Annotated in this window: 20 protein-coding genes; 2 read left to right on the top strand and 18 right to left on the bottom strand. The window is 45.3% G+C overall.

All coding sequences use genetic code 11. From position 1 onward, the window contains the following. Window positions 1-63: 63 nt before the first annotated feature. The 3 genes from M3629_RS05910 to M3629_RS05900 form a co-directional block, all read right to left on the bottom strand. On the bottom strand, window positions 64-357 hold the full coding sequence (locus tag M3629_RS05910) for a hypothetical protein (protein ID WP_251503276.1): 294 nt from the start codon (window positions 355-357) through the stop codon (window positions 64-66). 119 nt (window positions 358-476) lie between these two features. Next, entirely contained in the window at window positions 477-1,604 is a 1,128-nt protein-coding gene (locus tag M3629_RS05905) for a saccharopine dehydrogenase family protein (RefSeq protein ID WP_251503275.1), read from the bottom strand. Beyond that, window positions 1,588-2,355 (bottom strand): class I SAM-dependent methyltransferase, encoded by a 768-nt coding sequence (locus M3629_RS05900; protein ID WP_251503274.1) that lies wholly within the window; start codon window positions 2,353-2,355, stop codon window positions 1,588-1,590. Before M3629_RS05900 ends, M3629_RS05905 begins: the two co-directional genes overlap by 17 nt. 132 nt (window positions 2,356-2,487) lie before the next feature. Between M3629_RS05900 and M3629_RS05895 the strand changes: the two genes are divergently transcribed. Further along, window positions 2,488-3,630: a LuxR C-terminal-related transcriptional regulator gene (locus M3629_RS05895; protein ID WP_251503273.1), complete on the top strand. Its 1,143-nt coding sequence runs from the start codon at window positions 2,488-2,490 to the stop codon at window positions 3,628-3,630. A 73-nt stretch (window positions 3,631-3,703) separates the two neighbouring features. Here the strand turns inward: M3629_RS05895 and yidC are convergent, their stop codons facing one another. From yidC to M3629_RS05875, 4 genes are all read right to left on the bottom strand, one after another. Beyond that, a complete protein-coding gene (yidC, locus tag M3629_RS05890; protein ID WP_251503272.1) occupies window positions 3,704-4,636 on the bottom strand; it encodes a membrane protein insertase YidC in 933 nt (310 codons plus the stop codon). Further along, complete coding sequence (locus M3629_RS05885; protein WP_251503271.1) at window positions 4,573-4,923, bottom strand: hypothetical protein; 351 nt, start codon at window positions 4,921-4,923, stop codon at window positions 4,573-4,575. Before M3629_RS05885 ends, yidC begins: the two co-directional genes overlap by 64 nt. 228 nt (window positions 4,924-5,151) lie before the next feature. Then, window positions 5,152-6,534 (bottom strand): FtsW/RodA/SpoVE family cell cycle protein, encoded by a 1,383-nt coding sequence (locus tag M3629_RS05880; protein WP_251503270.1) that lies wholly within the window; start codon window positions 6,532-6,534, stop codon window positions 5,152-5,154. After that, the gene (locus M3629_RS05875; protein WP_251503269.1) at window positions 6,531-6,869 is read right to left on the bottom strand and encodes a PadR family transcriptional regulator; all 339 of its coding nucleotides are present in this window, start codon (window positions 6,867-6,869) and stop codon (window positions 6,531-6,533) included. Before M3629_RS05875 ends, M3629_RS05880 begins: the two co-directional genes overlap by 4 nt. A gap of 218 nt (window positions 6,870-7,087) precedes the next feature. Between M3629_RS05875 and M3629_RS05870 the strand changes: the two genes are divergently transcribed. Beyond that, a complete protein-coding gene (locus M3629_RS05870; RefSeq protein WP_251503268.1) occupies window positions 7,088-7,678 on the top strand; it encodes an AAA family ATPase in 591 nt (196 codons plus the stop codon). A gap of 261 nt (window positions 7,679-7,939) precedes the next feature. Here M3629_RS05870 and M3629_RS05865 read toward each other — a convergent pair whose 3' ends face one another. From M3629_RS05865 to M3629_RS05815, 11 genes are all read right to left on the bottom strand, one after another. Continuing rightward, the gene (locus M3629_RS05865; RefSeq protein WP_251503267.1) at window positions 7,940-8,914 is read right to left on the bottom strand and encodes a sugar phosphate isomerase/epimerase family protein; all 975 of its coding nucleotides are present in this window, start codon (window positions 8,912-8,914) and stop codon (window positions 7,940-7,942) included. 106 nt (window positions 8,915-9,020) lie between these two features. After that, entirely contained in the window at window positions 9,021-10,715 is a 1,695-nt protein-coding gene (locus tag M3629_RS05860; protein WP_251503266.1) for a hypothetical protein, read from the bottom strand. A 20-nt stretch (window positions 10,716-10,735) separates the two neighbouring features. Continuing rightward, complete coding sequence (locus M3629_RS05855; protein ID WP_251503265.1) at window positions 10,736-11,608, bottom strand: carbohydrate ABC transporter permease; 873 nt, start codon at window positions 11,606-11,608, stop codon at window positions 10,736-10,738. Window positions 11,609-11,668: 60 nt separating this feature from the next. Continuing rightward, on the bottom strand, window positions 11,669-12,571 hold the full coding sequence (locus M3629_RS05850; protein WP_251503264.1) for an ABC transporter permease: 903 nt from the start codon (window positions 12,569-12,571) through the stop codon (window positions 11,669-11,671). Between the two features lie 116 nt (window positions 12,572-12,687). Then, entirely contained in the window at window positions 12,688-14,292 is a 1,605-nt protein-coding gene (locus M3629_RS05845) for an extracellular solute-binding protein (protein WP_251503263.1), read from the bottom strand. 391 nt (window positions 14,293-14,683) lie between these two features. Further along, window positions 14,684-15,055 (bottom strand): hypothetical protein, encoded by a 372-nt coding sequence (locus tag M3629_RS05840; RefSeq protein WP_251503262.1) that lies wholly within the window; start codon window positions 15,053-15,055, stop codon window positions 14,684-14,686. Window positions 15,056-15,298: 243 nt separating this feature from the next. Beyond that, the gene (locus tag M3629_RS05835) at window positions 15,299-17,530 is read right to left on the bottom strand and encodes a helix-turn-helix domain-containing protein (protein ID WP_251503261.1); all 2,232 of its coding nucleotides are present in this window, start codon (window positions 17,528-17,530) and stop codon (window positions 15,299-15,301) included. A 46-nt stretch (window positions 17,531-17,576) separates the two neighbouring features. Further along, window positions 17,577-18,800: an MFS transporter gene (locus M3629_RS05830; protein ID WP_353056723.1), complete on the bottom strand. Its 1,224-nt coding sequence runs from the start codon at window positions 18,798-18,800 to the stop codon at window positions 17,577-17,579. 61 nt (window positions 18,801-18,861) lie between these two features. Beyond that, complete coding sequence (locus M3629_RS05825; RefSeq protein WP_251503260.1) at window positions 18,862-19,935, bottom strand: ROK family protein; 1,074 nt, start codon at window positions 19,933-19,935, stop codon at window positions 18,862-18,864. An 81-nt stretch (window positions 19,936-20,016) separates the two neighbouring features. Next, window positions 20,017-21,249: an ROK family transcriptional regulator gene (locus M3629_RS05820; protein ID WP_251503259.1), complete on the bottom strand. Its 1,233-nt coding sequence runs from the start codon at window positions 21,247-21,249 to the stop codon at window positions 20,017-20,019. Window positions 21,250-21,503: 254 nt separating this feature from the next. Continuing rightward, window positions 21,504-22,343 carry a YitT family protein gene (locus M3629_RS05815; protein WP_251503258.1) on the bottom strand — a complete coding sequence of 280 codons (840 nt, stop codon included), beginning with the start codon at window positions 22,341-22,343 and terminating at the stop codon, window positions 21,504-21,506. Window positions 22,344-22,515 lie beyond the last annotated feature (172 nt).

The following is a 22,515-nucleotide window of genomic DNA, read 5'->3' as shown; positions in this document are numbered from 1 at the left end:
TGGATTTAGACTATTAATTTCACGTCCAATCCAGCGTAAAGCTTAACGCGGCGGCAAGGTCAATCATTTTATTCGGGCAATTACTACTTGACGGAACGTTTGAATGAACGGTCCAGGATCTATCTCTACCATATAGGGATACACTCCTGTACTCGTGTGCAGATAGAAAAAACCACCTGTATCCCCCATCCGGCGAAAAGACATATCAAATACTTCCGTAATCCTGAACTCCCTGTACTTGGTCACGATTCGATCCGAATAAAGGGTCATAGTACGGGCATTCATCTCAATCTCCTGCGAAAGGCCGGTCACCTCTCGCTGTACTCTGTAATAAGGCAGTACGGCGATACAGTTCATGTCTTCCCTCCAATCGTCCTTAATCCATACTTCCATCATAGCAGATTGGAGTCTGCGGACAAAAACATCTCAACACTAGATTCAAATGCTATAATTAACTCTACGATATACCTAGCTCTTCACAATGCCTTGCCCTCAGATGATATGATCTTCCTTACCACCTTTAACGGATGATTAAGTTCTTCCTGAATATCCTGAAGTGAAAAACTCTGCTCTATATGAAAGACACCCGGCTGTTGAGGATTCCTGTACAATTTTTTCGCTACAGCAGCAGCGACCTCTGCTGTGACATCAGCTTCCTTCTCGCCAACAACGAACTGCTCTATTTCCACCCGCTCTCCATTTTTCCGTCCTGTCGCATCTATCTTCACAGCAAACATCGGTTTACCAGCCGGAATCGCAGCAAATGCTTTGACTACAAGATCACGAACCCAGGCAAAACGCAACAGCTTCACTAATCCTGCTTGTCTGGATATCGACAATGCTTTGGTAATCCAACGGGAATCCAAGCACATTCGGGTTGAAACGGTAGGGATGTGCAACGTTTGGGCTACTGCCTGTTGGTCTGAAAACGGAAAACGATATGCGATCCGTCTTCCCAGTTGCTCGCCGAAATCAATCCAATTGCCGTCGCTCAGACTCTGAACTTTGGTAAACTTTCCATGCTTCTTGACCTCATAAGCGGTATTCATCTGGTCTACTGTCCATTCGATTGCCGCCTTGCCGTGTTTCTCCCCGAGACCAAGCATCACCGTGATGTTCGCCTCCTGCACTTGATCCAAATGCATCGACGCTTCACGAACAAGCAGATTGGTTATGCCGGGCGACAAGCCAACACTAAGAATAGCGGTTGATCCAGAAACTTTCATCACGGAATGCAATCCTTCCACTTGTTTTAAGAAATCACCTTTGGCAGAAATATCGATGTAATCGGCTCCGGCTTTGGCACAACTTTCAACGAACCGGGTGTCATTTTGATCTACACACATGACGACAAGTTTAACGTGTCGCAACATGGCAGGGTCCACCGTTTTCATAATATTCAGTTGCAGCGGTTTAACTGCTCCACCCGTCTGGCGACTGAATTGTTCGGCACGTTCCAAGCGTGTACCCGCAGCCCACACTTTGCCGGGAAATGCTTGCGCAAGCTGGGTACAGACCATCTGCCCCACTTGGCCATAACCACCAACAATCCAGATCTGATCCTTCATGATGTTGTCTTGTTGCATATTAGTCTCGGATTGCATAGTATCCCTCCACCCAGAATGCTGCAAAATAACGGGTTACCCGCGAAAAACCACACTCCGCGAGCAATGTCACTAAGATTTCACCACTTACAGGATCGGATGACTTACCGAGAGAGGCGGCAAACCTTTCCCATTCCTCCGTAAGCACACCCGCCTGCAACATATGTTCTCGCCATGCCTGCATCATGACCGGATAAGCCGAAGAATCCAGATCTGCATTAACAGAAGCAAGGATTAGAGGTGCACCGGATTTGAGCCTACCTGCTAGATGCATTAGGAAAGACTTTTTTGCTTCCAGTCCCTGGATAAAATGCAGCATCAGCATACTCGTGGCACCATCGTACAATCCATCCTCAGGTAATTGTTCAATGGTCTCGGAAAAAAGCTTGACCCGGTTCGAGATGCGAGCTTCATGTGCTCTTTTTTTCGCCAAATCCAACATCGGCTTAGAAGTATCCATGCCTGTCAACGACCAGTCAGGATGTTTTGTACCCAACAAAGTGATTTCCTTGCCCCCTCCAGCCCCTGTAACTAATATTCTCATATGTTTGTTATCTGCTATTGTTGCTGTGAGAAGTTTTTCCATCAGATCATGCATATGGGCATATCCCGGAATTTTGAGAGCAATCGATTGTTCATAACGAACGATGTCCGCGCTATCCCAACTCATGGGTGAAGGATTATCCGAGCATGTATGATCCGTTCCTTTATTTCGTTTTTCATCCCGTGTACCATCTATATGATCTTTCATCGTAGCTACACTCCTCTGAATTTGAAGTTAGACTTGACTCTGCATTCGTCTAATTTCATTATAAAGGGATACATACAGACGACCATCCCATAAGTATGGGATATTAACGTACTCGGGAAGGAGCTTATCCAATTGACCAGCCTAATTACTACACAGAATGTACATCGGATTACTTCCCTTGAAAAAGGAAACTGGACCTCTCGCACCTATCGGGAAGCTGTTCTCAAACAAATTCATACGGTTATCACATATGATGCATATTGCTTCACCACCGTAGATCCTTCCACCCTTCTTTCTACAGGCGCGGTGACGGAAGAGGGCATTGAAGCCATTCATGATCGATTATTTATTAATGAATACATGGAAGAGGATATCCATAAATATAGCGACTTGATTCAATCCGGTCAGTATGCTGCCATTTTGCATGCTTCCATTCAATCACGGCCTGGGGCAAGTTCACGTTATACGAATATTTTACAGCCTGCCGGATTCGGAGATGAGCTTCGAACGGTATTTGTGAATAACGATGCCTGCTGGGGTTATCTCACGTTGTACCGCAAACAGAACAAGCCTACATTCTCTGAAGAAGAGCGAGAGCTCATGCAACACTGGGCATCCTCAATTGCATTTATGCTACGGACAACGCATCTATTATTGATGGAAGAGCTTCAAGGTGGCAGTCCGAGGGAGCCAGGCATTGTTATTTTACGCGCTCCGCTCGAACCTGTAATGCAAAATCCGGCCGCACAATATTGGTTATCCCAATTACGCCGATTGGAGCAGATTGAATCCGATGTGCTTCCGAGACCCGTTCGTGCCGTAAGTTCTCATCTGCTACAATCCATTCAAAAGAATGCCTCGTCAATATCACCAACAACATCGGACGGTTCACTGTCTAAAGTGTGTGTCCAGTTGGCGGACGGTCGTTACGTTATGCTTCAGGCTAGCGTAATGCAGTCTCTCGAATCGGAGAAGCATTCAGAGAAGCGGGATCAAGTTGCCGTTTGGCTGGAGCAGGCTATGCCCCAGGACTTGCTCCCCTTGCTGTCCGAGAGTTATGGCTTATCCGCTCGAGAGCGTGAATTGCTCGCCTACGTGCTACGCAGCTTTTCCTCGAAGGAAATGGCAGCAGCCATGCATATCTCAACCTATACCGTTCAAGATCATCTGAAGTCCATCTTCGCCAAAACAAAAGTTTCCTCCCGTCGGGAGTTAATTTGGCATTTCGTTTCCCGTTTTCAATTATCCGGAGAACCAGAGATACCTGGAATATAAGTTAAGCAAATAAAAAAGCGCGTCCCTATGGACGCGCTTCTTTATTGCACTACACCGTATTTCTATACCTCAACTACGATTTGGCAGGTTTAGCAGAACGTTTGGAACCGCCTGCATTTTTCGGTTGTGTAGCATTCTTCGTACGTTTAGTGCCTTTGATGTGATCTGGCTTTTGCGTGTTTAATTCCGTCGCTTCAACTACCTGTGGATGCTCTACGGGGTACAATTTGCGGAACAGCAATGTCTGAAGCACTAAGAATGACCCCCCAACCGTCCAGTACAGCGGCATAGCTGCTGGTGCCGAGAGCGAGAAAAATGCCATCATTAGCGGGGAAATATACCCCATTATCGCAAACTGTTTGCGCTGTTCCGGGGCCATATTCGCCTGTGACACTTTCGCCTGAATAAGATAAATAACGGCTACAACTACAGCCAATACATAGTCAGGGGCGCCAAGCTTAAACCACAAAAACGAATGGGAAGACAGCTCTGGCGTTAAACGAATTGCCGTGTAAATCCCCGATAGAATTGGGAGTTGAATAAATAATGGCAAACAGCCGATATTCAGCGGGTTGAATTTATGCTTTTTGTATAACGCCATTGTCTCTTCAGACAGCTTCTGCCGATTAGCCGTATCGTTCTTGCCCTCGTACTTTTTCTTAATGGCATCCAGTTCAGGTTTCATCGCATTCATAATGACCCGTGTTCCCTGCTGGGACTTGGCTTGACGCATCATAAGCGGTAATAGGGCGAGACGAATAATCAATGTAATGGCAATAATTGCAACGCCGTAACTTCCATTGAATACACTGGCGATATGCTGAATCAGATACGACAGCGGAAAAACAACGTAATGATTAAAAAAACCAGGTGTTGATGAATTAATCTCTGATACATTGTTACTGCATCCAGCAAGTAGCATAACTGCGAATAAAATCGCAATCAGACCATAGATCCGTCCTTTGCCAGATGTAAGTGTGAACCTCTTGTTTGTATGTTGTTCCATATATATCCTCCTTGTTGATTGCTTGATTCCGGTCTCAACAAGGAAATACAGTCTGGTTCATCTTCATCCGGTGCTTCTTTTCGTCTGACCATGCGGCTCCAGTCTTCCGGTCTGCGCTGTAAGTTCAAGCCGAGTGCCGGCAAAACAGGTTCAATTCCGTCCCCACTGCCGCCTTCCATCCAATACTCCGTCATGCCACAGTGTAGATGGGCGATATAGGCGTAACTGACGGTGAAAATCAGACCGATAGAGAATATATACGGCAATAGCTCATGTAATTCAAACAAGAGATTCACCCCCTTCATACGTTTATTTTTACATTATAGCACTTACATATCACATTTGCATAAATGAACTGCTGGCAAATCCAAACTCCGCTTGATTCCGTTCTTAATTTGGACAATTCTACCCAGGCTCGATCTCTGGCAAATCTGTTAATTCAGTTCAACACACGGAGACCCCAAAATCCGCGGCATATCTGGGCTCTGAGAAGTTGTCAACTTGGATATAATCCATCATCTTTCTGATAAAGTCATACCCTTCCCCGTTCGGGTGTAGTTACGGCTCAAGGAAAGCGTATCCTTTCGGCGATAAACACCAAGAAGCAATCCGATCATAGCGTATTCAAGTATCACATGAGATCCATATCCTATAAGGGGAAATTTAACACTCATGATTGGGACCATTCCCGTAATGATCGCCACTGAATAACTCAGTTGAAGTGCGAGTGTAACCGTTACAGACAATACAATGGTCGAACCAAACTTGTCTTGTACACGCGGCAGTATTTTAAATAATGTATTTACAAACCACACTATGCCAACAATAAACAGCGCGCAGGCAGACCACCCAAACACATCTATAAGCATAACCCCCGGATAACTCAGATAAAGATATTTTAAAGTTGATCCTATAGGGATGTTTGTACCATTCCCCCACCATCCCGCTGTTTTGACGATATCGATAATAGCGTTGTTCATAAATCCCATACCCTTAGATTCTTGATCCAGATTAAATACAACAGACAACCTTTCGAATCGACTATATTGATCGGTTACAAGTAATAATAAGGCGGCAGCCGATCCACAAAAACAAGCAGTAATCAGCGTATATAACCACTTTCTTGTAATCCATCCGAACAGTAGCAGAGATATGCATCCAAATAACGATAATCGGACCCAATCCGAGATTTGATAGATGAGTACCATAGGCAAAGCTACTAATGCAATATAGGTAAAGATCATTTGCACGTTCAGACCCGAACGAAAATGGGATATGACAATCCCGCCGATCGCGAGTGGCAATATCCAAAGTGCGGATGTGGTAACATCGATTGAGAAGCCAAATGGCAATGTGAAGAATCTATTCATGCTACCATACGAGTCTGCTATCACCGGGGTGATCCATAAGAGGACATTTATTAGAATGTATACCCACCAAGCAGATTTAATCCATTTCCTGTAGTCAAAAAAGAGGCAGAACAGCATGGCTAAGATCCCCATACTTGTATAGATCAGATGGACAGATGAGTATTCATATCCCAAGCCTAATAAACTATTTGTATAAATCCAGGTCAAAACCATGCCAATGAGAGCCATCCCCACGACCCCCGCCAATAATCCCCAGTGCATCCGGTGACGATGGATTTTGTGCATTCTTCTGCCTAAATCGTCCGGATCACCCATCTGTTCAATGGCATATGTGACAGCTTCCTTCGATGTGAATCCTTCCTGCTCCTTGTCATAGATCATCTCTTCGAGATGATTCCCGAGTTCTTCACGAAGATCGTTATGTACTTCACTCGCCTTGACCTGACCGCAGATTTGATTCAGATATATCTGAATCTCATTTTTATTTTCTTTCTCCTTGCCCTGCTCTTTCGCTTGTTTCAGATTCATCCAATCAGACCTCCCTCACCAATCACACGATCTACAGCACGACGAAATAAAGACCATTCCGCTTTTTTCTGTTGTAGTGCCTGTATGCCTTGTTCTCGAATGGAGTAATATTTCCGTTTTCTACCCTCCACTTCTGCCCAATAAGCCTCAACCCATCCTTCGATTTCCATGGCGTGTAGAATCGGATACAATGTCCCTTCTTTTAGATTAAACACACCCTCCGATTGACGATGCAGTTCCTTAATCAGCTCATAGCCATACATGGGTTGTACATGAAGTAAAGTTAAAATTAATGTTTCTGTACTTCCTTTAATCATTTGTTTATTGATCTGCAAGCAAATCTCTCCCTCCTAAATAAATGTTTTATACATCGGAAATCTATGCATAGTTAATCTAGGTGTCATATTACTTTATTATTCCTTTCATGTCCAGTACTTGGTTGATCCATTTATGTTAAACTACCTCTATTAAACCTTGAATTGATTACAGAGATTTTTTCGATCTTCACAGAGTTAGATAGACCGATATTACGAATTAAAGGAGACATTCTCGCATGAGCAAAAGTAAACTTATTTTCTTTCTCGGCGGAGCCGGAAGCGGCAAAACTACGCTCGCCAAAGCGCTCTCGCGTAAATATAAAGCTGCATTTTTGGACATGGACATCTTGCTTCGTCCCGCAGCAGAGGCCATCATGACGTTACAAGGGCTTGATCCATCAGACCGGGATTCACCGGAATACAAACGGCTGTGCCGCGATCTGGGTTATCGAATCACGATGGACGCCGCTTTGGATAACGTACAACTTGGTGTAGACACTCTCGTGGTTGGGCCTTTTACCAAAGAGACCGGGACACCCGATTGGATTGAGCAGGAACTTGCACGCATTGGCCGTTCCCTTAATAACACAGACGTTCGAGTTGCTTATGTTTACTTGCAGAACGAAGCGTTATATCATCAGCGAATCAGTGCGAGACAATCTCCATTAGATGAATGGAAACTGGCTAACTGGGATGCGTTTCGTACTTCTCTTGATCGAAAACGCGTGGCTTGGCCGCTTCCGGCGGAATCCGTTGCTTATATCGACAATTCTAGTGATGATCCTGCTATTGCTTTTGCCGAATTGGAACGACGGATGTATGAGTGAAAGGATATTAGTTTTATCCAGCCTATATGAAGGCTATCGAAACTGACCTTGTGCACATTGCCGCTCATACTAACACTAACGTTCCTCACTTCCTCTCCATTCCACTCTTGCCCATAACCTTATTGACACACTCCGTTTCGACGCGGCAAACACAGCAAACACGAGAGAGCGTAAGCTCACCTCGTGTTTGCTGTGTTTTCTGTGTTTTCTCTACTTGCTCACGCTCGTTGTACCTTGTATTTCCCCAATTCCACTACTGTATCACAATTCGTTCGCCAGCCGATTATCTTGCCGACGTTCAGCAAGTCGAGCTGTAATGAGTTTATGGCTCTCGTCGATCTCCTCAGGCGTGCAAGCTGTTTTCAGCTCGTACACCTTCACTGGAGATCGATCAATGATATCCAGGAATGAATCAAAATAAGTCATGTCTTGACTATGAATATAAGGACACCAGTGGTCGGACAACCCTACCGTTTCATGGATGTGCACACCCACGACATGATCAATCAGCGCATTCGCTTCGCGCACATTGTCATACAATCCCATCCGATCCATCATCATACCGTGGCCGATATCGTACCATAATCCCAGAGGTGCACCCTTCATCTGACCAATAATGCTGCCCGCTTCCTGCAGCGTTGGCATCTGATAACAGCGTGAACGGGTTTCAATACCAAAGTTCACAGCGTATCCACGTTGCTCCGAAAGATTGCATACCTCCTCCAGGCTTTCCTGTATGCGTTTCAAGTAATGCTCACTACCAGCCTGCCGCTTCTCCAGCATCTCCTGCCACAACGATTGATAGGCGGATGAATCCTTGCCTTGCTCGTGATAGATCTTTTTTAGAGCTTCATCAATGTTATACTCAAACGGCACTTCCCCCGGATGCACAACAACCGCCTTTCCACCGTAGCGATGAGCATATTCAGCAGAACGAAGCAGCAGTTCAATCGCTCGTTTACGCCGCGGCTCATCATCAAATCCAAGTAACACCGAATCTGTACCGTAATCCGGATCAGCTACATGCGGAAAGGTGTTATGCACACTTGATATGTCTACTTGCCCTCGTTCAATCATTGGTTCAATCGTCCGCAATAGCTCATCCGTCACATTATAGTTTAACTCTACCTGTCTGAATCCAAGCGACAGAATCTCTTCGATCATACCTTCACCCGTCGTATGGCGTTTAATATTCCAGCACGTCGAGAAAGAGTACTCTTTTTTATCTGTATACATTTACTATGCCCTGCCTCCTTCCGCACATTAGCCCTATCCTAGTCCTCTTCATCGCCCAATCATGGACTTCTCTCTACCTTGGTGATAAGCGTCTCACCTCATTGTTCTATTCACTGATCCCGAGCCCAAACTTCATCCGGTTCTCCGTCACACCCGGAACATAGCGATATATAATCTCAGCATAATCCGTATACATGAGCACTGTCGGTGCTGGCGCTTCTGCTTTTACAGAACAGGTTAGCCCCGGAAGCGTCCAACGTGCTGGTTGTAAATCGCGTGGATGCAGATTAGGTCCTTTGATTTCGAAATAAACTTCAATCTCTTCCGCTGTATCCAGCTGCACCTCAATATTCAATGTTTCCGGCGTGACCTCCGCTTCAAAAATGATGCCCCGCAGATGGCTGTTCCAGTCTCCACCTGTTTCACGCCGAATCAGACGCAAGTAATACCGCTCTCCTGTCTCGGTCTGCCAATGAATCGTTGCCGGATGCATCTGTCCGTTTGTATTGCGACTGCCAGACATTGCTCCCATCATTCGTCTCTCACCGATCCAGGCCGAAGCGGTACAGAGATTCCGGTTTGCTTTTGGATCGTTGCGTTCACACAGTTCCATGAACTGTTTTTGCACAAGTCGATCTCCTTGATGAGCTAAAAAATACGGCACAACCTCTTCAGGGACATCTATCCCCAGTAAAGCAATCATCGGATCATGCCCCGATTCACAGTTCATGCCTGTCAAATATTCGTAACCTTCCCCTAACAAAAGATAGAGAAACACACCGATGGAGCTATGCTCCCGCATCTCCATATCATATGCCCGAGCAAATGGCCCGGATAAATTCTCCAGATTGGCATTGTAATACAGCGCAATATTGTTCCATAAACCATACTCAATCTGGTGAGCAATTTCAGTCATGCGCTCCGTTACGGCATACTTTCGGAACATCCCAAGTACGGCGAGATCCACCCCGTAATAGGTCGTGGTATTGAACTCAGCAAACGTACCCCCGTATTGCTCGAACTCCTGTAAGAGACCTTCGGCCTGTTCATCCGCATGCTGAATCCAATCCGTCCGCTGGAACCGGTGTCCATAATAATGGGTAATAAAAATATGCATCAGTTCAATGTTCGTGTTCATCGGAATCACATCTGACCGTCTGCGATCAACAGAGCCCTGAACGGCACGTTCCATCGCTTCATCCATTCGCCGAATAAGCTTATCCGGCAGAAGTTCCGCAAACTCGGCTGTTGCTATAGCACACACACATGCGATAAATTCCCGCCAGTTTGGATCATAGCTGATCCAGACCGGAGGCAAAACGGCGTTCACAGACGCATAAAACAACTTTTTTAATTGTTTGGCGTCCGAGCCTTTCGTCAACAAATCATTCTCTTGCTGCAGATTATGAATAAACTGCGCAGACACCTTCTCAAAGGTGCGTTCCAGGAAATAGGCTGTGCCTAGCGCAAATGATTTCCATGCATAATGGCCCGCGGGTGGGTGCTCTTCATTTGTCTGGGTCGCAAAGGTGCCGTGATAGATTTCTTCGGGCGCGTCATATTGATAATCTAGCACGCTGTGAAGCACACGAACTGCCCGCGCTACATCGCCGGGCTCCTGACGAATCAGCAGGCCCAGCGCATAATGCGCACTTCCTCGCGTACCGTGCTCTGATGCATCGTCTTCAAAGCTGCGAAGCAATGCGAATTCATCGTCATAAAAACGATCCATCATGACCATGGACTGGTGTACCAGATGTTGCTGTTCCTTGGACATCTTCTTAACCATCGGTTGTGTCATGCCTATGACCTCCTGAGACGTTAACCTTTCACAGCACCTACCATTACACCGCTGATGAAAAATCGCTGCAACCACGGATATACGAGCAGGATCGGCAACGTCGAGAATATTACACTAGCAGCTTTCAAGCTTTCTGGTAACACATGGACTGCACCAATGCCTTCATTTTGCATTAGTTCGGTGATTTGGTTTTGCTGAATCATCTGATATAACTTCAATTGTAACGGATACAACTCCGGTTTGGTAATATACATTAATGCATCCTGGAATCCATTCCAGCGTCCTACAGCGTAAAACAAACTAAGCGTCGCCATAACCGGAAGAGACAACGGCAAAATGATGCGCATTAACGTTCCAATCTGGGTACTGCCATCAATATCAGCAGCCTCCTCCAGACTCTCCGGGATGCCGCGGAAAAAGGTGATCAGAATAATCATATAAAACGGACTGATCAAGCCAGGAAGAATTAACCCCCAAGTACTGTCAAGCAGATGCAAATTTTTGATCAAAATATATTCCGGGATAATGCCACCGCTAAAAAACATAGTCACTACAATGACTAGCATGAACCACTTTCGCCCTCTCAGACTGCTTTTGGCAAGGGGATATGCCGCCATAATGGTCATAAGCATACTTAACACCGTACTCAGAACCGTCAGCCAGATCGTGTAGATCAGAGAACGAATCATGGAACCATCACCGAACACCTTACCATAGGCCTCCCAGGACAACTCTTTTGGAAAAAAGGAAACCTCTCCCGAACCGATCGCCCGGTTCGAACTTAGCGAGATCGCAATAATATGGATGAAAGGTGCAAGGCACAGGATCATCGCAATGACAATCAGAATCACATTTACTGTGTTGAATATTCGATTCGCCGTGTTTTCCGACATCTCACTCACTCCTTACAGATCATAGATGGATACCGTGTTGCCTCAGAAGCATTCATTCCGTTACATGATGCTCTCATCTGTCAATTTTTTAGAAGCGTAGTTCGCACCAAGGATGAAAATCAGTCCAACGACAGCCTGGAACAGTCCCACTGCGGTTGCCAGTGTTACCTGGCCCGACTGCAGACCCAGACGGTACACAAACGTACTAAGCACATCCGAGTATTCGCGTACTGCCACATTTCCGATGATAAACGGCCGGTCAAAGCTAATGGAGATCATGTTGCCGACATTGATAATCAGTAAGGTAACAATCGTCGTTTTGATGCCTGGCAGGGAAATATGCCAAATTCTGCGCAAACGGCTGGCTCCGTCTACCTCGGCAGCTTCATAGAGCTCACGGTTAATGCCTGTAAGGGAAGCCAGATACAAAATCGTTCCCCAGCCTGCACTCTGCCACACCCCAACGGCGAGATACGTAAAAATCCAATAGTTTTTATCTGAGAGAAACGGAAGCGGATCAAGCCCCATGCTCATTAACATGTTGTTAATGAAGCCAGATTGTGTGCCAAACACCTGCAATACGATACCACCTATGATGACCCAGGAAATAAAGTGTGGAATGTACAGCAACGTCTGTGCCATCTTTTTAAACCAGGCGACTCTTAATTCAAAGAGCAAGATGGCGAGAATTAGCGGTGCTGGAAAGGAGACAAGCAAGTCGAGCAAATTCAGAACGATTGTATTACGCAGGGCGGTATAAAATCCCTGATTTTGAAACACTTCCTTAAACCCCTCGAATCCAATCCACTCACTGCCACCAATCCCTTGGAAGAAGTTAAAATCCTTAAAGGCGATCTGTACCCCATACATTGGACCGTATTTGAAAATGATGAAGTATAACATGGGCAACACAAGTAATGCGTACATTTGCCAGTTTCGGCGGAAATAAGTGCCTGTCTTCATAATGTTCCCCCCAAGTCGTGAAGGATGTCTCATGGAAGGCGATCCTTACATCGCCCCCATGAAAAGTCCTGTTTAATACGGCCAGACCTGTCTAACCTGCGCTATATGATAAATAATTACTTCATCGCTTTGTAAGCCTCCGTACGCTCATCAAGAATAGCTTGGCCTCCACTTGCCATATAATCACTCATCATACTGTTATACACAGCTTCAAAATCAGCCGGTTTGGAGATGGTTGTTTTCACAATAAACTCCGAGAATTTATCTTTTAAGCCGTTACCATAGCGAGATTCCGCTTCAATCGGTTTGGAGAATCGTACGGGTTGAATTGTATCCGTGTTAGAGATCGTTACCGATTTGCGCATGTCATCCCGGTATTTGGAATCTACCTGAACCACATAAGCCTCTTCGTTTTTCTTTTCGTCTCCAACATATTTGCCGTTTACAATAATCGCAATGTCACCGGAGTTGTAGATCCGGCCAGCGATTTCAGGAGAAGCATCCTCTTTGATCTGGGGTACATCGTCCACCAACTGATAGTTTTCGTCTTTCACGCCGTATTGCAGGTCAAACAGATTGTTGCCAGAAGCCATCCAGTCCAAATATTTCATGGCTGCTTCTGCATTTTGACTTGTTTTCGGAATCATGACATACATCGCATTGGGTGCATATGCCGGCTTGGCAAATTTGCCTTCCGAATTTTTGAACGCATCAATCGGTGTCATCACCGCATCAGGTTTGTTGGTTTGCAGGTTTTTATACGTACCCGAGATGTAAATCTCTCCGGCATCTTCACTGTAGAAACCTACTTTGCCGTTGGACACATCTTCCCACAGTTTTTTCTTGTCTTTATCAAGTCCGAAGTCTGCGCTCATTAATCCCTCGTTGTACAACGTATTCATATATTTCAGTGCATCTTTGAAGCCAGGCAGCAGCGTTGGATAATCATTAGAGCCAAGCTGTTGAGTCTGTGTATATCTTTGTTCTTCCGTCAGAGGCTGAATGAAAGACCAGATCAATGGCTCATATTGTGCCGAAGCGATCGACATCCCCATGGGAATAAGTGATGAGCCCACTTTGCCCGGATCTTTCTCCTTAAATGCTTTCAGAGCAGTATGCAATTCTTCAGCCGTTTGAGGTGTAGGCAATCCTAGTGCATCCAGCCAGTCCTGACGAACATATGAAGCGTACTTTCCTAAAACCAGACGTTTACCCGGTACTGCGAATTGTTGCCCGTCATACTGACCGTATGCGAGTGTGTCATCACCCAAAAATGTTTTCAGATTGGTTCCCTCTTTGTTGAGCAGATCGGTCAACTCTGTCAAACCGCCTTGTGAGGCATAACGATTAAATGTACCGGAATCATAAGTGAATACAATATCGGGTACTTCAGAACCACTTGCCATAAGCACGTTAAGCTTCTGCACTTCTTCTGAGCGGGGAACGGGAACAAATTGAACATCAATGTTGTTCGGATCACCAAATTCTTTTTGAATGAAGCGTGTCAGATAACTATCGGAGATGGTGTAACCTGCCGGTGTATTTCCCCGGTCGAAAATTTCTACTTTCAACGTGGTTCTGTTCCCCGAACCCGCTTCCCCGGATGATGAAGATGATGATTCAGTGCCTGATGAACACGCGGATAATAATAGAGTGAATGCTGTTACCACTGCGAGAATCGAACTTGCTTTTCCTGCCTTGCGTCTTTGAAATAATTTCATTTAACCTTTCCCCTTTCGCACTCATTCTGTAATGATTCACATGATCGCCACTCCGTTATGGTTGTCCAACTTGTTGCATCCGTGAATGTCATTAATTATTACATCATTTTCTGAAAATCGACAATAAACTATTTTCAAAAAGGGTTAAAACTCAATTCAACGTCAAAAAACCTGACTTTTAAACCATTTTCCTTACAATAAACTATTTTCGGTTATTTTATGTTATATAAACTAACATAAATTCATGAGATCCACACTCATTTTTAGGTGGTAATTCTCTCTAATTCGACAATGAAGACAAAAGATAATCTATTTTCCCGTTTTGTATGTAATAAAAAATGACCGCCTGATCTGCGGTCATTTCTAGAGAATGTACGATGTTATTACTCGCTTAGTTTCTTGGGGCCAGATTAAAGCGCACTTCTCCAAAAACGGTATCTACTGCGCTTCCTCCGAATTCATCAAGCAGATACTCTTTATCCTTGTCGAGATGTTCCAGAATTAATACATTGAACTTCTGATCATTATGAATCCCGCCTAGCCTAAACTGTACAGGCAAGTTCAGTTGTTCAGCTGTCTTGGTCATGATCTGAACAAGTTCTGACTCATGTCTTTTCCTACTGGTGATGTATTTTCCCGTTGGAATCGCCAAAGAATATCGCAAACCATCCACGTCAAAAGCGAAGGTATTGTTATCTGTATCAATGTTTATCTCACTGCCAAGCTCCACGGAACCCCAAATTTGTTGTCCAAACTGATTCATTTTGTCTCCCCCTTTTCATATCTATAGTGTAGAACATATCGTATACCTTCTATCTGTGCTCTTACGTTTTTTCGAGTAGCCCTTCTAAAAAAACTCCTCTATGCGGCAACGGGGAAAATGTACGTTGCTTAACTAGAGGAGTTTTTTAATCATTCTCTTATTCTATATAGGCAAAATGTTATGGATAGCAAAATGACAGATATATTCCAATTAGCCTAACACCTTCTTCGGTTTATCGTTTTGCTACTTGCCATACTGCTTGCGATAATCCCCCGGAGTCACGCCAATCACACGTTTAAATACTCGACCAAATGAAATCGCATTAGCGTAACCCACCTGCTGGGCAATATCCTGAATAGCTGTATCTGTTGATGTCAGCATTCGGCATGCTTTTTCCACTCTCAACTTCACAAGAAAATCAACAAACTTCATATCGAATTCTTCTTTGAACAAATAACTTGCATATTTACCCGAAATTTGAAAACGATCACTCAGATGTTTTAACGACAGATCCGGATCATCAAAATGCTCTTCAATATACACTCGCAGCTCGTTAATCATCGCACGATGACTTTTCGTTTCGTTAACTGCAACATAATTACGATAGACCTCTTTCAGCCAATCCAGCAAAATCTCCCGAATGCCTTCAAGGGTGTCGACCTCCTGAATTTGCGAGCGAAGCCGTATCAGAACGGGCTCATCAAATTGGTGTTGCAAACGTTCGGACAATTCCCCGAACTCACGCGCCAACATCTGAATCAACGATTGCAAGAGCATACGAATATCCTTATCATTCATTTGGTCTTCATTAAAAGCAATAAACATCTGGTCAAGCTGCCCTCGCCAGCCATCCCCGGTAAGCCTGAACTCCCGAACGATGTCTGCGAGCATTTGCAAGTATTTATACGAATGCAGTTCCATGTGGCCTGGCAGTTGTTCACTGAGTACAATCGCATTCTGACCAAGGGTGAGCCGGTGCTGCAGAGCTGTGTCTGCACTGCTATAGGATCGAGTGATTTCTTCCCAGCCGTTAACCGTTTGCCCGATTCCGAACGTAAACCGAATCCGGAAATGCTCAGCAATCCACATATGCAACTGTTTAGCCAAATCCATCAGAAGTTCACGACTCAGTCTTTCTTTTTCATTGCAGGCTACCACAACGATTAAACGCCGACTGCCAAACCATTCTGCCCACGCACCAAAATTGCTCTCTTTCTGCACCAGTTCCTTGAACACATTCATCAGTGCCATTTTCAGCGTATTGGAAGGAGCGGGCAGGTCTGCCCCATTCATCTCCGCTACCAATACAGCGGCGCACTGCGGTTCAAGAAACCTTTCCTCAAGCGGTTGCAAGTGACGAAGACGCTGACGGAAAGAATCTATACGTTCACCCTCCATCAAATCCACAAGCAACTGCCTGCGATGAATCAGCAGATTCTCATGATGCTGTTTCTCGTAATCTACGGTTTGAGCAATGAGATGTTCCAGCGCCCGGTCGATCAGTGCAAGCTCGTTTTTGACAGAAGGTGCGGCATCCTCTTCATGCACACGGGGCTGTAACGCCTGAATGCGATTCATCATCAGTTGCATGGGTTTTACGTTTCTACGTGTAATATAGATTAAACCTGCGACCGCACCAGCAATGGTGAGAATACCAATTCCAATCCACACATAAGACACCAGTGATACCCATGAATATAACTGACCTGTCTGAATGCCACTCTCAAAGGTAAGTCCTAGCTTCTCAGCCTTGACCTGATTAAGGACATTCCCCTCCGCCGCATCAATCTGATGAGCCGAATATACGAGATCCCCATGACTATCCTTCACCTGTAGAAAAGAAAGATTCGCATCCGTCATATTGTCAATTTGCCTCTCCAAAGCATACATCCGTATGGTAATAACAAGCAGACCTTCACCACCCCAAGGCAGTGGTAGCCATTTATTCATGCTGATGACCTGTGAAGGGACATCAAATGAACGTTCTTTGTAGGATCTGGGCTGATTCCAACCCAGATTCAATTTATTTTTCAACGCCTGTTCGATATACGATTTATCCTCAAATTCCTCAAAACTTACCATTCCTCTAGGTGTAATAATGCTCGAATCCGACATTCGGTAGAGGTAAATCGACTGCACCATGCCCTGTTGATCCACCATACGGTTCAGATCACTGGCTGCATCATAAATAAACTGACTGGACAATTGTCCTTTTTCGGCTTCCAAAAAACGACTGTACATTGTGTTCGTTACAATTTCATCCAGCAGTCTCATCTCAATATCGCCTAATGAACGCTCCAATGTGCTGACAATGTAATGTGTGGAGATCATATCCGCTTTTTTGGTTTCTTTTCGTGACAATTCGTTAACAACCAGGAAGGAGAGAAAGATCAGAATGGAAATCGTAAGCAGAAATAGGGGGAAATATGAATAAATCAACCTGGTGTGCCAAGTCCGCTTCAGATTTACCTTCATAGGCCTCAGTTCCTTCCGTTTCTACTTTAAGTTTCTAACTCCATTTCTACTCTAACGGGTAGGCCCTTCTCTGCTCTTTGGCCTGTCTGCTGACGATATACAGAATAATTGCCCCCATTGCCGCACTGATGGTACAAGCCAGATACATCATGGACGGACCGCCAGTATCCAACAAATAGCCGTTAAGCATATTTCCCACAATGCCTCCGAGTCCTGCAAACACCATGTTAAACAAGCTTTGACCTGTCGCCTGCATCTCACGTCCAGTAACAGACGCCACATATTCCACTGCCGCGATATAGAAAAATCCAAATGACAATCCGTGCAACACCTGAACACCAATCATCACTTCGGGACTTGGCCATAACCATTGAATTCCCCAGCGTAACATGTAGGCTCCCGCTGCCAGCAACATGGTTCGTTCATGTCCCCACCTGCGTAACACATAAGCGGCTACCAGCATAGAGGGTACATTGGTGATGGAAGCGATCAAAAGAGCTGTACCCGTCAAGGCAACCGAGCCACCAGCCATCTGAAATGAAATAACAAAAAAGGAGTTAAATGCTGTAAGGGTCTGATTCACCAGAAAACAACCCGTGAGAAAGAGAAGGAACGTGCGATTTCGAAGTAATCTTGCCAAACCTACGGAGAAAGTTACCGAGGACGAGGAGATGCTCGTCTGCTTGGGGAGTGTGCCCGCCAGTATTGCGCTCAAGATGTTGAAAAGCAGAAAGGGCAGCCATAACATATGAATGGAAAACTGGGAGAGATACATTCCTGCAGCGAATCCGCCAAGCCCTGTCCCCAGGCTTCCGAACAGCCGAATCATACCGTAAGAGGTATTCGCCGCTCTTGCTGCCGTTACCGCGTAGGAGTCAGCTACAGGTATCTGTGTCACTTGAAATATAGTGCACAAAGTATAAATCAAAATTAATATAATGTATACCTGAATATTATAAAAATACGCTAACGCCGCTGGAATAAGCAGGCTAAAGACCAATACAAGGCGTGTCTTTTTGAATTTATCCACCAAAATTCCCCAGACCGGTTGGAGAAAGATGGATATTAAGGTTCCAAAAGCCATAATAAATCCGGTATCCTTACTCGAAAAACCCTGAGCAACCAGAATCGGATTGATGTAAGGGTTAAAGATGCCTCCGGCAAGTCCCATAAACAGATATAAACACTGCAATTTAATTAATACCGCTTTTGCTTCATTGAATTCGGCTTTTGTTTTTTTTGTATTAGCCGTCATATGTCTATCACTCATCCGGATCTCCATCCTTTTATTTCTGTAGTCTCTGTGTATGGTTTACTCCTATTACTAGCCGTTACATACGTTCAAGATGACGTCTAATGGAAGCGAGCGCTCCGATTGCCCCTGCTTTATTGCCAAGCTCGGCAATGACCACTTGGACCGGAAGCACAACATAACGTTTGAGTCTGGCCTGAACTTCGTTCAAATAATAGGTTGGATTGGATGCAGCTACTCCGCCGCCGAGTACAATAATCGATGGGTTCAATAGAGCCGTAATATTCGCGAGTCCTCTTGCCATATAACGCATAGGCAGTTCCAGAATTTCAAGGGCAGCTACATCACCTGACTCAGCCGCCTTAAACACGTGTCTTGCTTCAATCTGCCCCACTTCGCCTCCGGCCAGACTCCAGATCAGGGATAGTTCATTTCCTTTTCCCGATTTAAAATAGTGCCTCGCCCGCTCCGTAATACCGGTCCCTGACGTCACTTGTTCAAACACCCCGAAGGCATCACCATCTACTACATATTCGCGTGTCAACCCTTCGTCCCCTGTGATAAAATGTCCAATCTCACCCGCCGCGCCCTGTTGTCCACTGTGCAATTCTCCATTTAGTACAAGTGCAGCGCCAATGCCTGTGCCCACGGTTACCATTACACTGTGGCGATGCCCTTTAGCAGCCCCCTGGTCCACTTCCCCCATCGCTGCCATGTTCACATCGTTATCCATAACGATTCTTCCACTGTAGTACTTGGCAATCATCGGCCGAATATCTTCTTCAGCCCACTGGAATGCAGGAGCATTCCGAAGTACGCCTTCATCTTGCAAAATAACACCCGGGAAACCTAGCCCCACTCCCGCGAGCTGATCCCAATCACATCCAGCTTCTGCACAGAACGTTTTTAATTCGGCAAATAACCATTGGAAAAAGGATTCCGGCTGATCCGCGGCTTGTGTCGGCAACCTGCGCTCATGAACTTCACCACCGCTTTTCTGATTGGATAACAACATCAGTATTTTGGTTCCTCCAATGTCAACACCGGCAACCCATGAGCCTTTCGCCTCGTTCCGTTCATGCTGTGCATGCTTCATGTCACTTTGGTGCTCCGTGTGCTGATTTGCCCTGTTGCCTTGAGCTGTTTCTGTCATTACACTTCCTCCTTGGCAGATCTGTTCTTTATGTTTCGTAGTACAACGGTTCTAAACTTCGGTTTACCTTGACTTCTATCCCTAAAATCCCTTTTGCTGGAGAGTTAGCATGGTCTGCTGCAGCGCCACTTGCACCGCCCCTGTCACGACGGCTCGTTCTCCGAGCTCCGAACATATCAACTGTGGCTGCACCGGAAATTGCTCTGCAGCAGCTTCCCTAAGCAATGGCAACAATACATCTCCGTTCCCACCAATGCCGCCACCCAGAACGATCATTTCAGGAGCAAGTAACGTACTGATCTGGCGCAACGCCGAAGCGATCATCTGGCTGTACTGATTCATTATGTTTATAGCCCATTCCTCTCCCCTCCGAGTCCCCTCAAAGATGTCCTCAGGTTGCATGTCTGAACTAAAAGGGTCTTTAAAGCAATGTCGCCTCGCTAGTCGCATCAGTCCATCAGCCGACAACACATCCTCCAGACGGCGGCCATCCTCCATGCGCATCTCAGCTACTTCACCGGTTAAACCACCCAATCCATGAAGCAAATGTCCCTGTACCATAATGCCTGCACCCGTCCCCGCCCCAATGGAAAAAAATATGAACAGGGGCGAATCTTTAGCCGCCCCCTTCCTGTATTCCCCTAGCGCTGCGAGATTCACATCATTGTCCAAAATGACATCACATGGAAAAGCACGGGCTAATGCGTGACGTGAAAAGTCCTCCTCCATACCCACAAGCGGGTCGACAATCCGGCTAATCTTTCCAGAGCCAGGCAAGACAACACCAGGAATCCCAAACCCGATACAGCGAATATCATTCCACTGAAGCCCGTTTTCCCGAAGCAACTGATCCACATAGCTGTAAAGCACATGAAGTACAGGCATCTCAGATGATTCGAATGAGTGGTGCCTGCCCTCAATCTCTGCCTCTACAGGTGATTGAACGAAGTCTGGCCCTGGCATTCTTCTCATGTTTTGATCCATCGGCGGATAGGTAGCATATGTAACGATTTGTCCGTTTAAGTCAGATAAGGCAATTCGAATTCGTGTAGCCCCGATATCAATACCGCAGACATAATAAGCCGTTTCGTTAAATTGAATTAACGTGGCCTTACGCCCTTGGGCATTGTCGGCTCTGCCTGTCTCCTTCACCAGATTACGTCCAATCAGGTGCTCAACCGCTGATGATACTGTCGGTTTACTAAGTCCTGTTTGACGGCTGATATCCGCTCTCGACATAGTGCCTTGTGCCCTCAGGGCATCCATAATCAAATTTTCATTTAGATTGCGGATATATTGCGGCGTGCCAGCCATTTTATCCCCTCCACTTCCTAATTAGTTAAGTTTCTTAACGAATTAAACTCAATATATCATCCACTCTGGAGTGTGTACAGCATATTTTCCGCCAATACATCTCATGCAAATGACATCCGCTACAATCACGTTGAATCAAAAACGGCTCAATAAGCTTCTGTTATTATCGAAGGCCATATCATTCCATAACGTAAAAGGGACGAAGCGAGAATTCTCTCCGCTTCGTCCCTTTTACATTGAACCAGTAAAACATACTATGATTTCGAAAGCTCGATAAACCCTTCCCCGAATACATCACGTACATCATGAATGGTGATAAATGCAATCTCATCCTCTGCACGCACAATTTTCTTCAGCATCGGAACCTCTTGCTTGCTAATGACAATATACAAAATCTCTTTCGGATTCTTCGTATAATACCCGTGGCCGGACAGAACCGTAACCCCACGATCCATCTTCTCAATGACCTGCTTTGCAATCTGATCTTGTTTGGCTGAGATGATCATGACTGCCTTTTTCGGATTCAGTCCTTCAATGATAAACTCCATCGTTTTGGTTCCCACAAATAGCAACACAATCGTACACATCAAGCCCTGTGGCCCAATAATAAAGTAAGAAGAGAACGCTACAATCAGATCGAAGAAAAGCAATCCGTAGCTGATATTCCAGTCTAGATATTTATTCGCAAGCCGTGCCAGAATGACCGTGCCCGCCGTTGTTCCTCCTACTTTGACAATTAAGCCTATCCCAAGACCTGCAAATACACCCGCAAAAATGGTATTAACCCACAGTTCATCTGATGCAATGCTCCAGCTTTCGGTCAGGTGCAGGAACAGCGAGTTAAAGATAACCGCAATAATCGTGTATACTGTCGTCGTTCGATCCAGGAACTTGTAACCTACGAGTAATAGAATACCGTTGAGGATCAGGTTCATCAGTCCGGGAGACCAGTGAAACAGATAATACAAAATAATCGTGATACCTGTCACGCCACCCTCTGCCAGATCATTGGGGATGACAAACAAGTTTACCGCCAGCGCAAACAGAAACGCACCGGCCATAAGAAAGAACATATCGGTAATTCTTTTTTTCATTCAGCGCTCCATCCTATCCATCCAAAAATAATAACATCCTTATCAGACCTTTTTAAAATCGAATCATGCTTCCTTTAGAACTTCTAAAATCAATACACTCCAGGATAGATTCTACCATGCTCTTCGTAAAATTTGTATACATAATACAAATTGTTGCGTCATTTGTGCAAAG

It is taken from the genome of Paenibacillus polysaccharolyticus (assembly GCF_023714295.1).
In the GTDB taxonomy this organism is placed as follows: domain Bacteria; phylum Bacillota; class Bacilli; order Paenibacillales; family Paenibacillaceae; genus Paenibacillus; species Paenibacillus polysaccharolyticus_A.
The sequence above is the reverse complement of the archived record's forward strand: the minus strand, read 5'-3'. Positions and strand labels throughout refer to the sequence as shown.

Bases quoted from the DNA above. Each gene is read 5' to 3' on its own strand.
- M3629_RS05910 (WP_251503276.1), bottom strand. From the start codon at position 357: ATGAACTGTATCGCCGTACTGCCTTATTACAGAGTACAGCGAGAGGTG.
- M3629_RS05905 (WP_251503275.1), bottom strand. From the start codon at position 1,604: ATGCAATCCGAGACTAATATGCAACAAGACAACATCATGAAGGATCAG.
- M3629_RS05900 (WP_251503274.1), bottom strand. From the start codon at position 2,355: ATGAAAGATCATATAGATGGTACACGGGATGAAAAACGAAATAAAGGA.
- yidC (WP_251503272.1), bottom strand. From the start codon at position 4,636: ATGGAACAACATACAAACAAGAGGTTCACACTTACATCTGGCAAAGGA.
- M3629_RS05880 (WP_251503270.1), bottom strand. From the start codon at position 6,534: ATGAATCTGAAACAAGCGAAAGAGCAGGGCAAGGAGAAAGAAAATAAA.
- M3629_RS05870 (WP_251503268.1), top strand. From the start codon at position 7,088: ATGAGCAAAAGTAAACTTATTTTCTTTCTCGGCGGAGCCGGAAGCGGC.
- M3629_RS05865 (WP_251503267.1), bottom strand. From the start codon at position 8,914: ATGTATACAGATAAAAAAGAGTACTCTTTCTCGACGTGCTGGAATATT.
- M3629_RS05860 (WP_251503266.1), bottom strand. From the start codon at position 10,715: ATGACACAACCGATGGTTAAGAAGATGTCCAAGGAACAGCAACATCTG.
- M3629_RS05855 (WP_251503265.1), bottom strand. From the start codon at position 11,608: ATGTCGGAAAACACGGCGAATCGAATATTCAACACAGTAAATGTGATT.
- M3629_RS05850 (WP_251503264.1), bottom strand. From the start codon at position 12,571: ATGAAGACAGGCACTTATTTCCGCCGAAACTGGCAAATGTACGCATTA.
- M3629_RS05845 (WP_251503263.1), bottom strand. From the start codon at position 14,292: ATGAAATTATTTCAAAGACGCAAGGCAGGAAAAGCAAGTTCGATTCTC.
- M3629_RS05840 (WP_251503262.1), bottom strand. From the start codon at position 15,055: ATGAATCAGTTTGGACAACAAATTTGGGGTTCCGTGGAGCTTGGCAGT.
- M3629_RS05835 (WP_251503261.1), bottom strand. From the start codon at position 17,530: ATGAAGGTAAATCTGAAGCGGACTTGGCACACCAGGTTGATTTATTCA.
- M3629_RS05830 (WP_353056723.1), bottom strand. From the start codon at position 18,800: ATGAGTGATAGACATATGACGGCTAATACAAAAAAAACAAAAGCCGAA.
- M3629_RS05825 (WP_251503260.1), bottom strand. From the start codon at position 19,935: ATGACAGAAACAGCTCAAGGCAACAGGGCAAATCAGCACACGGAGCAC.
- M3629_RS05820 (WP_251503259.1), bottom strand. From the start codon at position 21,249: ATGGCTGGCACGCCGCAATATATCCGCAATCTAAATGAAAATTTGATT.
- M3629_RS05815 (WP_251503258.1), bottom strand. From the start codon at position 22,343: ATGAAAAAAAGAATTACCGATATGTTCTTTCTTATGGCCGGTGCGTTT.